This is a genomic window from Streptomyces sp. NPDC028928, from assembly GCF_055564915.1.
Map to the genome: position 1 here is coordinate 194,139 of NZ_JBVHVI010000014.1, position 12,269 is coordinate 206,407.

Here is a 12,269-nt window from a genome sequence, read left to right on the forward strand (position 1 = left end):
AGCCCGTACGGGTCGAGCGGGGTGTCAGGCCGCGTTCTTGAAGACCGGCAGGTAGCCGCCGGACTGGCCGGACGCGGTCGGGTGGTACGACTCGCCGATGTTGAGCCAGTTGACGCTGTGCAGCCAGGAGCTGCCGGAGCAGATCTCGTGGCCGGAGAACGTGGTGCGGACGTCGCCGAAGACGAAGTTGTGGGCGGTGGCGCGGGCCTTGATGGCGGCGTCGAGGTAGTCGGCGGCGTCGTTGATCGCGGACCGCTTGGTCTCCGAGAGGCCGAGGCACGACTGGCCGAGCAGGTAGAAGCGGGGATAGCCGATGACGACCACCCGGGCGGACGGGGCTTTGGCGCTGATCGCGTTGTAGACGGTGTCCAGCTTGCCGGGGAGCGTGTTGGCGACGTACGCCCTGGCGGTGTCGATGCGGGCCAGGCAGGTGCTGTCGGAGCTGGTCACACAGGTGGTCATGACGTCGGCGAAGCCGGCGTCGTTGCCGCCGACGGTGAGGGACACCAGTGAGGTGGAGGAGTTCAGCGAGCCGAGCTGGCCCGCGAGTACGTCGTCCGTCGTGGCGCCGGAGCAGGCGTTGAAGGCGAACGAGGACGGGCTGTTGGCGGCGTTCCACAGGTACGGGTACGCCTTCGTGCTGCGGTTGCAGCTGCCGCTGGAGCTGATGTAGCTGCCGGCGCCCACTCCGGAGGAGTAGGAGTCGCCGAGCGCCACGTAGCCGCCGGCCGCGGCTGTCGAGGAAGCCTGCGCCGAAGCGGCCCCGGTGAGACCGAGGCCTGCGGCGAGGAGGAGCGAGGTCACGAATCCGGTAAGTCGGGAACGTCTCATGGAACCTCCCTTTAGCAGGATCTCTGCCTCAACTTTCGTAGCAGCTACGCGTGTTGACAGGAAGTGTTCATGCCAAAACTTTTGTCATCTCAACGAGATCAACCCGAAATATTCACCGCTCATGTATGGCGCGTGTACGCCAGGTCTGTTGACGACCGGTCAACTCCGGCGCACGCCCCGGGCCTGCGCGAACACCTGTGCCCCGGGGGTTGTCGTCTTGACGACCCGCCCGCCCTGCGCCACATTGAAGCCCGGCATCCGGCGCGTCGGGGGGCAAAGTCGCCAATGCAGACCTTAGGCATGAAGACACCTTCACCAGACGGCGCCGCGGACGACGCCGACGGGAAGCGGCCAGGGCCGGGGAGGGACCTGTCGCCGCTGCTCGCCGGGGCCGCTGCCGCCGTCGCGGCGGCCGGTGCACTGCTCGCGTTCATCGACTCCGGGACACCACTGCGCGGCCCGTGCACGCTGTTCTTCGTGCTCACGGCGCCGGCCGCGGCCATCGCCGCGGCGCTGCGCGGGCTGCCGCCGTTCGGCCGGGCGGTCGCCGCGCTCGCGGGCGCGGTCGTCGTCGACATGCTGGTCGCCCAGGGCATGCTGGCCGTGCACCGCTGGTCGGCCCGCGGCGGGGTGGCCGCGGTGGCCGGTCTGAGCGTGCTGCTCCTGCTGGCGACCCTGCTCCAAGCGCGGATTTCCGGAAAACGCCCGCAAGACTGAGCAAAATGGGCCAACGTTGTGTACCGGCCAAACCATGGCAAAAGTGAGACAGTCGCCCAAGCCTGCCTTTAAGGTTCCATCGTCAATACCGTCGTACATCTCACCCGTACCGGAGCGTCGCACACGGCCCCAGGGGAGGGTTCAGGGGCCGCGGCGATTCCGGCGCGGGGCGCGGTAGGGGGGTGCCGTGCTCGGTGACCGCACGTGTGACCGAGCCGGGCCGCGCGACCGGCCGCCGTCTTTCTCCGGCGGACCGGCCAGCTTTGCCGACTCGTCAGCGGAAACGGAGAGCGTCGCGGACCCCGGTCCGGCGACAAGTCCGCCGTGCCGAAGACGAGAACCCCCCTTTCGAACCGGACACGAAGCCGGGCCGCCCAGGGGCGGGCGGCCCACCGGACGAGAGGGAAAACCACTCATGAGTTCCGTCGTGCGTCCGCCGAGTTCGGGGCAGGATCCCTTCCTCGCCGCCGGCTTCCGGCCCATCTCCTCTCACCTGGCGATCACTCCGCCGGTGAGCGTGGTGATTCCCGCCATGAACGAGGCGGAGAACCTGCCCTACGTCTTCAAGACCCTGCCGGACTGGATACACGAAGTGGTCCTGGTCGACGGCAACTCCACGGACGGCACCGTCGGTGTGGCGCGTGCCCTGCGGCCGGACGTCAAGGTCGTCGAACAGCGGGGCAAGGGCAAGGGGGATGCCCTGATCACCGGGTTCGAGGCGTGCACCGGCGACATCATCGTGATGGTCGACGCGGACGGCTCGGCCGACGGCGGCGAGATCGTGTCGTACGTCTCCGCCCTGGTCTCCGGCGCCGACTTCGCCAAGGGCTCCCGGTTCGCCAACGGCGGCGGCACCGACGACATGACCTTCGTCCGCAAACTCGGCAACTGGGCGCTGTGCACCGTCGTCAACCGCAAGTTCGGCGCCCGCTACACCGACCTGTGCTACGGGTACAACGCCTTCTGGCGGCACTGCCTGGACAAGATCGACCTCGACTGCACCGGGTTCGAGGTCGAGACGCTGATGAACATCAGAGTGGTCAAGGCGGGCCTGAAGGTGCAGGAGATACCGAGCCACGAGTACCTCCGCATCCACGGCACCAGCAACCTGCGCGCCGTCCGGGACGGGCTGCGGGTGCTGAAGGTGATCCTGAAGGAGCGGTCCAACCGGCGTGACCTGCGCCGCCGCACGCACCACTCCCCGCTGCCGCGGACCGGGCAGGGAGAGGTCTCTTGACGGATCCCGGCATCTCCGTCGTGATCTGCGTGTACACCGAGGACCGCTGGGAGGACATCCTCGCGGCGGTCTCCTCGGTCCGCGCGCAGTCGTACCCGGCGCTGGAGACGCTCCTGGTCGTGGACCACAACCCGGCCCTGCAGGACCGGCTGGCCCGCGCGTACAAGGAGACCGAGGGCGTCCGCGTCCTGGCCAACGCGGGCCCGCGCGGGCTGTCCGCCGGCCGCAACACCGGCATCGCCGCCTCCCACGGCGAGGTCATCGCCTTCCTGGACGACGACGCCGTGGCCGAACGGGACTGGCTGCGCCACTTCGCCGCGGGGTACGCCGACCCGCGCGTGCTCGCGGTCGGCGGCCGTACGGTGCCCGGCTGGGCGTCGGGCCGGCGGCCGGCCTGGTTCCCGGAAGAGTTCGACTGGGTGGTGGGCTGCACCTACAAGGGGCTGCCGCCCGGCCGGGTCCGGGTCCGCAACGTCCTCGGCGGCAACGCCTCCTTCCGGCGTACGGCGTTCGAGGCGGCGGGCGGCTTCGCCACCGGCATCGGCCGCGACGGCGACCGCCGCCCGCTGGGCTGCGAGGAGACGGAACTGTGCATCCGCCTCACCCGCGCCCGCCCCGACGCCCTCCTCCTCATCGACGACCGCGCGGTGATCCATCACCGGGTGCCCGGGCCCCGCGAGCGCTTCGCCTACTTCCGCACCCGCACCTACGCCGAGGGCCTGTCCAAGGCCCTGGTGGCGCGCAGCGTCGGCGCGGGCAGGGGCCTGGAGACCGAACGCCGGTACACCACCCGGGTGCTGCCGGCCGGTGTCGCCCGGGGCCTGCGCGACGCGCTGCTCCTCCGCCCGGGCGGCGCGGGCCGCGCGGGCGCGATCGTCGCCGGTGTCCTGAGCGCCGCCGCCGGCTACGCGGTGGGCACCCTGCGGGCGCGGCGGGGCGGTACGACGTTCACCGCGACGCGGATCCGCCCCGCGGCGCCGGCCCGGACGTCCGGTCCAGACGCCCGCCCCTACGCCCGTGCAGGCGCCGGTCCGGCAGCCGGCGCGGATGCCCGACCGGACCTCAGCCGGGGCCGCGGCACGGGCACCGCTCCGAGCGCCGGCCCGGACAGCGGGTCCGGCCTCCTCCCCGGCGCTCACCCAGGCGCGCCGGACACAGGGGGCACCCATGAGTGAGGCACCCGTACCGATCCTCATGTACCACTCGGTCGCGAGCACGCCGAACGACGCGACCCGGGCCCTGTCGGTCGCACCGGAGGTCTTCGCGGAGCAGATGGCGCTCGTCGGCGAGCTGGGGCTGACCCCGGTCACCACCGCCGATCTCGCCGGCCACTGGCGCGCCGGGCGTCCGCTGCCCGCCCGGCCGGTGCTGATCACGTTCGACGACGGCTACGAGGGGGTCCACCGGCACGCGCTGCCCGTGCTCGCGCGGCACGGATTCCCGGCCACGCTGTTCGTCTCCACCGGCTGGCTCAGGGGCGCCCACGACACCGGGGGCGGCCTGGACACCATGCTCGACTGGCACCAGGTGCGCGAACTGGCCGCCGCCGGCGTCGAGATCGGCGGGCACAGCCACACCCACCCGCAGCTCGACCAGCTCGGCGACGACGCACTGCGCACCGAGCTGACCCGCTGCACGGAGATCGTCACGGCCGAACTGGGCGCCCGCCCGGTGTCGTTCGCCTACCCGTACGGCTACTCCAGCCGCCGGGTCCGCCAGGCCGTGCGCGCGGCCGGGTACGCCCAGGCGCTCGCCGTCGGCAACGCCCTCGCCCGGCGCCGCCAGGGCCCGTACGCCCTGGAGCGGGTCACGGTCCGCCGCACCACCGGCGCCGAGGAGTTCGAGCGGCTGCTCCTCGGCCGTGCCGTCGCCCGCGCCTTCGCCGGGGACCGCGCCCTCACCAAGGGCCACGCCCTCGTCCGCAGAGCCCGCCAGGTCCGCCGGAAGGCCATGAGATCCCGTGTCTGACACGACCACCACGACCGAGACCGAGACCGAGACCCCGGACGCCGGCGCGGCCGACAAGCCGGGGCGCCGGCTGCGGCTGCGGCTGCCCGGCACGGGCCGGTCCGCCGACGGCAGCCCGCTGTTCCGCAACGCCTACGCGCTGATGCTCAACACCGGCATCTCCGCCGTACTCGGGCTCGGCTTCTGGCTGGCCGCGGCACGCTACTACTCCGAGTCGGCGGTCGGCCAGGGCTCGGCGGCCATCGCCGCGATGAAGTTCCTCGCCGGGCTCACCGCGGTGACCCTGACCGGCGCCCTGGCCCGCTTCATCCCGGTCTCCGGTGACCGCACCGGCCGGCTCGTCCTCCGTACCTACGCGGGCAGTTCGCTGATCGTGGCGCTGGCCGCCGGCGTCTTCCTGCTGACGCTGGACGTGTGGGGGCCGTCGTACCGCTTCCTGCACGGGACGCTCAACGGGCTCGGTTTCATCGCGGCCGTCGCCGCCTGGAACCTGCTCACCCTGCAGGACGGTGTGCTGACCGGGCTGCGCAGCGCGCCCTGGGTGCCGGTCGGCAACACCGTGTTCTCGGCGGTGAAGCTGGCCCTGCTCGCCGCGTTCGCCGTGGCCCTGCCGACCACCGGTGTCTTCGTGTCCTGGGTGGCCGCCATCGCCACCTCGGTGGTCCCGCTGGGCTGGCTGGTGTTCCGGCGGCTGGTGCCCCGGCACGCGAAGGCGTCCGAGGGCCACGCCGACCCGCCGGCGCCGAGGGAGATCGGCAGGTTCCTGGCCGGGGACTACACCGGCTCACTGTTCTCCCTCGCCGTGGTCTACCTCGTCCCGGTGATCATCGCCGCGCAGGTCGCCTCCGAGGAGAACGCCTACTTCTACATCACCACCACCATCGGCGGTACGACCAACCTGCTCGCCATCAACATGGGCGCCTCCCTGACCGTCGAGGGCTCCCACGACCCGGCCCGGCTGGCCGCCAACACCCGGGCCGCGCTGAGGCGGATGGCCCGGATCATGCTGCCGATCGCCGGGCTGCTGTTCGTCGGCGCGCCCTGGATCCTGGGCGTGTTCGGCGCGGGCTACGCGGACGCGGCGACCCCGCTGCTGCGCTGGTTCGCGGTCGGCGCGGTGCTGCGGACCGTGATGGAGATCCACTTCGCGGTGCTGCGCGCGCAGAGCCGCACCGCCGGACTCGCCTGGCTGCAGGGGCTGTTGTGCGTGCTGGTGCTGGGTCTGACGCTGCTGCTCCTGCCGCGGATGGGGCTGACGGGGGCGGGTGTCGCCGAGATCTCCAGCCTCGCGGTGATCGTGGCGATCGCCGCGCCGAGGCTGTGGCGGACGCTGCGGTCCGTGCCCGCCGCCCTGCCCGAGGCGGTGGCCCCGGACGGGGACCTCGCCGACCTGGGCACGCCCGGCGGGAGCCGCGCCGCCTCGACCCGCCGGTCCGGTCCCGCGTGGGCGCCGGACGCCGACACCCTGGCCCTCGGCACCGCCGCACCCCTGCCGGGCGAGCGCCCGGCACCGGAGCCCGAGGACGCCGTACCGGAGGACGCCGTACCGGCCGGGCCCCCGCGCCGGGTGCCCACCCGGGCCGGGGTGCTCCTCGGCTGTCTGCTGATCGCCGCGCTGGTGCTGTACTGGGTGCCGGCGCTGCGGCTCGGCGAGGCCGACCTGGACCGGATGGGCGGGCTCGGCCTGGTGTCGGTGCTGCCGCTGCCGACGCTGGCCGGGGCGGCCCTGCTGATCACCGTCTTCGCCGTACTGCTGTGGCTGCGCCGCGAGCACCGGGCGCTGCTGCTGGTCACGCTGGTGGCGACCGTGGTGTCCCTGCACGCGCTGCCCGCGGTGATCGAGCCCGAGCCACGGTTCCCGACGGCCTGGCAGCACCTCGGCTTCCTCGACCACATCGAGCGCACCGGCTCGGCCGTGCCGGACCTGGACGCCCGCTGGAGCTGGCCGGGCTTCTTCGCGGTGGCCGCGTTCGCCGGGCGGGCGTGCGGGGTCACCGACTTCACCGAGGTGATCCGCTGGTGGCCGACGGCGATCCAACTCGCCTATCTGGCGCCGCTGTTCCTGCTCACGCGCGCGCTGCGGGCGAGCTGGCGGGCGAAGTGGACCGGCGTCTGGCTGTTCGTGTTGAGCGGCTGGGTCGGCCAGGACTACTTCTCCCCGCAGGGCTTCACCTATCTGCTGTACCTGGTGTTCGTGGCGGTCCTCCTGGTCTGGTTCCGCCCGCCCCGGGTGATCTGGACGAGGCTGCGTCCCGGCGAGGCCGAGGTGGAGCCGGCCGGCCGGCGGCAGCGGGCCGTGCTGCTCCTGCTGCTGATCGGCCTGTACGCGGCGACCGTGCCCGCGCACCAGCTCACCCCGTTCGTGATGCTGGGCGTGCTCACGGCCCTCGTCCTGCTCGGCCGCTCGGAGCTGCGCGGTCTGCCGCTGCTCTGCGCGGTGCTGGTCGCGGTCTGGGTCGGCTTCATGGCCGAGCCGTACTGGTCCGGGCACTTCGACGAGCTGTTCGGCGGGGTCGGCGGGGTCGGCAGCAATGTCTCCACCTCGGTCTCCGGCCGTATCCAGGGCGGGAGTGCGACCCACAAACTGGTGCTGTACACCCGGGTGCTGCTGGCCGGTTCGGTGCTGGCCCTGGCCTGCTGGGGCTGGTGGCGGCGGCGCCGGAAGGGCCTGCGCGAACGGTCCCTGCTCATCCTCACGTTCGTCCCGTTCCTGGGCTTCGGCATGCAGTCGTACGGCGGCGAGATGGCGCTGCGGGTCTTCATGTTCGCGGTGCCGGGCGCGGCCCTGCTCGGCGGGCTCGCGTTCTTCCCGCGCGCCGGCGTCGGCGCGGGGCGGCGCCGGCGGTGGCCGGCCCCGGTGGCCGCGCTGCTCGCCGGGCTGCTGCTGATGGGCGGCTTCCTGGTGGCCCGCTGGGGCAACGAGCCGTTCGAGCGGATCCGGCCCGGTGAGGTCGCGGCGATGGACTGGGTGTACGCCCACGACCGGCCGACGGTACGGCTGCTGTGGCTGAGCCAGGACCCGGTCGACGATGTGACACCGGCGCTGCCGTGGGGCGCGCGGGACATGGAGCGCGTGGACTATGTGCCGACGCGGGCGCCGGCCGATCCGGCGCTGGTGGCCGACCTGGTCGAGGCGCTGGGGGACGCCGGCCCGAACGCGTACCTGATGGTCAACCGGAGCCAGGTGACGTACCTGGAGCTGGACGCGGGCTTCCCGGCGGCCTGGGCGTCCGGGCTGACCGGGCATCTGGACGGGCGGCGGGAGCTGACGAAGGTCCTGGTCAACGAGGACGTCACGGTGTACGCGCTGCGCACGCGGCCGGCCGGGCCGGTGCCGAAGCCGGATCCGGGGCCGATCGGGCCGCAGGTGACCTGGACGCCGTGGTCGGTGGTGGGTGCGCTGGCGGCCGTGGTCCTGGTGGTGCTGCTCGCCGCCCGGGAGCTGGTGCGGGTCGCGGTCCGGCCCGGTGTGCGCCGACTGCGGGTGGTCCAGGGCGGTTTCTGGTTCGCGCTGCCGCTGCTGGCGGTGGTGCTGGCCTCGCTCGTGCAGCGGTTCCTGACCATGAAGTGACGGGGCGGGGGTGGCTCAGCGGTCGAGCCACCTCACCTCGTACGCGCCCATCCCGAACCGCTTGCCGTCGATCCGCGCGCTGATCGGCCGGTCGAGGGTGTTGACGACGAGGACGGTCTTCGCGGTGGCCAGGACGCGGACGTTGGGCACGTCGTCCGGGGCCACGGACACCGTCTCGTACCGGGTGCCCGGCCCGAACGCCTTGCCGAACCGGGACACCAGGCCGTACATGGGCAGTTCCCGGCCCCCGCCCGCGGTGTCCGTCGGGGACCACAGGCAGCCCGGGCAGCGGCCGGTCCGCTCCTGGGGGTTCCAGTAGAAGCCGGAGTCGGCGCCGCCCCTGACCATGGCGATCAGTCCGGCGGCGTGCACGGCGCGGCGGCGGGCCTCGGACCAGCCGTCGCGTTCGCCCTTGCCGTCGGCGGGTTCGACGTAGTACTCCGCCCACCACAGGGGGAGGTCACGGGTCTGCCGCCGGAGCCACTCACCCACCGCGGTGAACTTGTCGGTGGCCGCGAACTCGTCCGGCAGCAGCTCGTCGTCGTTGGTGTAGCTGGAGCCGTCGACCACCACGAAGTCGGCCCCCGCCTTCTTCCGGTTCCAGTACCCGAAGGCGTCCAGGACCCGCTGGTCCATGGCGCCCCACGGGCCCTTCAGCGCGTCGGAGGCGTTCGCGTCGCGCGGGTCGAGGCTGTCCATGCCCAGATAGGGGCCGCCGACCATGATGTCCGGGTCGACCCTCTTCAGCGCCTTGTAGACGAGGTTGTACATCCTCGTGTAGCCCTCGTGGTCCCAGCGGCCCCGGGCGTTGTTCCAGAAGCCCTTGAACTCGTTCCAGACGACGAAGTGGCGTACGTCGGGGTAGCGCCGGGCGACGGTCGCGGCCAGGTCGGCGAAGTCCTGGTAGTGGTCGGGGGTGGGCGCGGTCTCCAGGGCGGCCCGGCTCCAGTCGGTGTCGCCGGCGCCGGACCTGCCGCCCTTCATCCAGTCCGGCGCGCAGCACAGCGTGATCACGGGCGTGCCGCCGGAGGTGCGGATGAAGTCGATACGGCGGTCCAGCGCGGCGAAGTCGTAACGCCCCTTCACCGGCTCGGGGTTGCCGGCGCCCCAGCCCATGATCGCCTGGTCCTGCGGCAGCCCGCCGCCCCGCGCCAGCAGCCGTTCGACCCGCCCGACGGCCGGGCCGCTGCCCTCGTCGGCGCTGTACTGGGTGTGGGTGAAGCCCCAGCCCACGTACGGCTGCGGGTGCTCGGGCCCGGCCGCGGGGGTGCCGTGCACCGTGGCACCGTCACGCGAGGTACCGGCGGTGCTGCCGCCGCCCCCGGGGGGCGTGCCGGCCAGGGTCACCACTAGGGCCAGAGCGGCCACGCCCCCACCGAGCAGGGCGGCGAACCGCCATCGCCGGACCCCCGTGAACCACTCATGACGTCCCATCGAGGACAACAGTAGTGGCGCGGACCGCGGGCCGGGCGGGTATGGGAACACCCGGGACAAGGGACGGAAATGCCATGCGCGAACCCCACCGGTGACGGATCATGGCGGCATGTCTGCCAACCCACACGACGCTCTGCCGATCCGGCTCCACGTCGACGACTCCGACTCGCCGTCCGACGTCGTCGACGCGCTGTTCCTCGGCCGCTTCGCGACGGGCGAGCAGCCGTACTCGCACGCGGCGAACATCGACCGGGTGCGCTCGGGCGCGACCCTGCTGCCGGAGGGCGCCCGCGTCCTGCGGATGGCCCGCGACGACGACCGCAGCGCGACCCTCGCCGAGGGGGACGGCTGGACCCTGCTGGTCTCCCGCTGGAACCGGGGCGCGGACGTCACGGTCACCGCGACCAGCGCCGAACTGGCCGAGCGGGTCCTCGGCCAGGCCACGGACGGCGCGGCCGACGAGCCGGAACCGCAGCCGGAGAACGTGACGATGGGGTTCTGGTACGTCTCCCCGCGGCGCGGCCCGCACCGCACGACCCGCCAGATCTCCGCGGGCACCTGGGAGGAGGTCCGGCCCAACTACACGGCTCCGGTGGCGGAGGCCATGGACCGGCTGATGAAGACGACCCCGGAGGACATCGCGGGCCGGCTGCTCCTCCTCCACGGTCCGCCGGGCACCGGCAAGACCTCCGCCCTGCGCACCCTCGCCCGCTCCTGGCGGGACTGGTGCCAGGTCGACTGCGTCCTGGACCCGGAGCGGCTCTTCTCCGACGTCGGCTATCTGATGGACATCGCGATCGGCGAGGACGACGGCGCGGGCAAGGGCCGCTGGCGGCTGCTGCTGCTGGAGGACTGCGACGAGCTGATCCGCGGGGAGGCCCGGCACACGGCGGGCCAGGCGCTGTCCCGGCTGCTGAACCTCACCGACGGCCTGCTCGGCCAGGGCCGCAACGTCCTGGTCGGTGTCACCACCAACGAGGACCTGGAGCGCCTGCACCCGGCCGTGGTCCGGCCCGGCCGCTGTCTGGCCCGCATCGAGGTGGGCCCGTTGACCCGCACGGAGGCGGTGAACTGGCTCGGCACCGAGGAGGGCGTCGGCCGCGAGGGGGCGACCCTGGCCGAGCTGTACGCGCTGCGCCGGGGCACCGCGCCGACCTCGGTGCCGGGTGCCCGGGAGGGTGCGGACGCGGGCCTGTACCTGTAGTGCTTTCATGAGGGTATGACCCTGTTCGTCGGCACGTCGGGGTGGCAGTACAAGGACTGGCGGGACCTCGTCTACCCGGCCGGGGTGCCGACGCGGCTGTGGCTGGAGGAGTACACCCGGCTGTTCGCGACCGTGGAGATCAACAACGCGTTCTACCGGCTGCCGTCGTACGACACCTTCGCCGCCTGGCGCGAGCGGGTGCCGCCGGAGTTCGTGGTCGCGGTCAAGGCCAGCCGGTACCTCACCCACATCAAGCGGCTCAAGGAACCCGAGGAGCCGGTGCACCGCCTGATGTCGCACGCGGCGGGCCTGGGCGACCGGCTGGGCCCGGTCCTCCTCCAGCTCCCGCCCACCCTGCGCGCCGACCCGCCGCTGCTGGACGCCTGCCTGGCCTGCTTCCCGCCCGGTACGCGGGTCGCGGTCGAACCCCGCCACGACTCCTGGTGGACGCCGGAGGTACGGCAGGTCCTGGAATCCCGTGGCGCCGCCGTGTGCTGGGCGGACGTCCTGGCCCGCCCGGTCACCCCGCTGTGGCGCACCACCGGCTGGGGCTACGTCCGCTTCCACCAGGGCCGCGCCCGGCCCTGGCCGCGCTACGGCCGCCGCTCCCTGGACACCTGGGTGGACCGCATCGCGACGACCTGGTCCGACGGGGAGGACGTCTACGCGTACTTCAACAACGACCCCGGGGGCGCGGCGGTGCAGGACGCGGTGACGTTCGGCAGGGCGGCGAGGAGGGCGGGCCTGACGGTGACGAGGACACCGGAGCCGGCGAAACACGGACAGCAGCCTCCCGCCGCCGCGAAGCCGCAGCTCAGCTGATTCCTTTCCGGCCGCGACGGCGCTCAGCCCCGACGGCGCGGTCCGGCGGTGCCGAACTCCCCTCAGCCCTCCCCGTAAGCCGCACGCAGCGCGTCCCGCACGGCACCCAACGCCTCGTCCTCACCGAGCCCGAGCCGCCGCACACGCTCGGCGTAGGCCTGCGCGGCCAGGGAAGCCTCACGCTCCGCGGCCGAGCCGGCGGCAGCCACGAACGTGCCGTTGCGCCCCCGCGTCTCGATCACCCCGTCGCTCTCCAGCGCCCGGTACGCCTTGGCCACCGTGTTCACCGCGAGCCCCAGGGACTCGGCCAGCCCCCGCACGGTCGGCAGCCGGTACCCGACCGGGAGCGTCCCGGACCGCGCCTGCTCGGAGATCTGCGCCCGCACCTGCTCGTACGGGGGCGCGCTGTCATCGATGCGGATCTTCAGGCTCACACGGGCGATTGTCCCGCACCCGCCGGAAAATGGGAGGCAGTCCCGCCTTCC

10 protein-coding genes are annotated in these 12,269 nt (G+C 73.0%); 7 read left to right on the forward strand and 3 right to left on the reverse strand.

Annotated features, from left to right (window positions below; genetic code table 11):
- Positions 1-24 precede the first annotated feature (24 nt).
- Positions 25-831, reverse strand: a complete 807-nt coding sequence (locus ACZ4U1_RS31120) for an SGNH/GDSL hydrolase family protein (protein WP_467907491.1) — start codon at positions 829-831, stop codon at positions 25-27.
- 300 nt (positions 832-1,131) lie between these two features.
- Between ACZ4U1_RS31120 and ACZ4U1_RS31125 the strand changes: the two genes are divergently transcribed.
- The 5 genes from ACZ4U1_RS31125 (at position 1,132) to ACZ4U1_RS31145 (ending at position 8,324) form a co-directional block, all read left to right on the forward strand.
- The gene (locus ACZ4U1_RS31125; RefSeq protein ID WP_467907492.1) at positions 1,132-1,548 is read left to right on the forward strand and encodes a hypothetical protein; all 417 of its coding nucleotides are present in this window, start codon (positions 1,132-1,134) and stop codon (positions 1,546-1,548) included.
- A 415-nt stretch (positions 1,549-1,963) separates the two neighbouring features.
- Positions 1,964-2,785 carry a glycosyltransferase family 2 protein gene (locus ACZ4U1_RS31130; protein WP_467907493.1) on the forward strand — a complete coding sequence of 274 codons (822 nt, stop codon included), beginning with the start codon at positions 1,964-1,966 and terminating at the stop codon, positions 2,783-2,785.
- Positions 2,782-3,960 (forward strand): glycosyltransferase family 2 protein, encoded by a 1,179-nt coding sequence (locus ACZ4U1_RS31135; RefSeq protein ID WP_467907494.1) that lies wholly within the window; start codon positions 2,782-2,784, stop codon positions 3,958-3,960. Before ACZ4U1_RS31130 ends, ACZ4U1_RS31135 begins: the two co-directional genes overlap by 4 nt.
- On the forward strand, positions 3,953-4,753 hold the full coding sequence (locus ACZ4U1_RS31140; protein WP_467907495.1) for a polysaccharide deacetylase family protein: 801 nt from the start codon (positions 3,953-3,955) through the stop codon (positions 4,751-4,753). The genes ACZ4U1_RS31135 and ACZ4U1_RS31140 overlap by 8 nt, the downstream gene beginning before the upstream one ends.
- A complete protein-coding gene (locus ACZ4U1_RS31145; protein ID WP_467907496.1) occupies positions 4,746-8,324 on the forward strand; it encodes a lipopolysaccharide biosynthesis protein in 3,579 nt (1,192 codons plus the stop codon). The genes ACZ4U1_RS31140 and ACZ4U1_RS31145 overlap by 8 nt, the downstream gene beginning before the upstream one ends.
- A 15-nt stretch (positions 8,325-8,339) precedes the next feature.
- Here the strand turns inward: ACZ4U1_RS31145 and ACZ4U1_RS31150 are convergent, their stop codons facing one another.
- The gene (locus tag ACZ4U1_RS31150; RefSeq protein ID WP_467907497.1) at positions 8,340-9,758 is read right to left on the reverse strand and encodes a GH39 family glycosyl hydrolase; all 1,419 of its coding nucleotides are present in this window, start codon (positions 9,756-9,758) and stop codon (positions 8,340-8,342) included.
- A gap of 109 nt (positions 9,759-9,867) precedes the next feature.
- Here ACZ4U1_RS31150 and ACZ4U1_RS31155 point away from each other — a divergent pair, with 109 nt between their 5' ends.
- Both ACZ4U1_RS31155 and ACZ4U1_RS31160 read left to right on the forward strand, forming a co-directional pair.
- Positions 9,868-10,962, forward strand: a complete 1,095-nt coding sequence (locus ACZ4U1_RS31155) for a DUF5925 domain-containing protein (RefSeq protein ID WP_467907498.1) — start codon at positions 9,868-9,870, stop codon at positions 10,960-10,962.
- Positions 10,963-10,977: 15 nt separating this feature from the next.
- Positions 10,978-11,784, forward strand: coding sequence for a DUF72 domain-containing protein (locus ACZ4U1_RS31160; RefSeq protein ID WP_467907499.1), 807 nt, complete (start codon positions 10,978-10,980; stop codon positions 11,782-11,784).
- Positions 11,785-11,846: 62 nt separating this feature from the next.
- On the opposite strand, the gene ACZ4U1_RS31165 is transcribed toward ACZ4U1_RS31160, so the two are convergent.
- The gene (locus ACZ4U1_RS31165) at positions 11,847-12,218 is read right to left on the reverse strand and encodes a GntR family transcriptional regulator (protein ID WP_467907500.1); all 372 of its coding nucleotides are present in this window, start codon (positions 12,216-12,218) and stop codon (positions 11,847-11,849) included.
- Between the last annotated feature and the right edge of the window lie 51 nt (positions 12,219-12,269).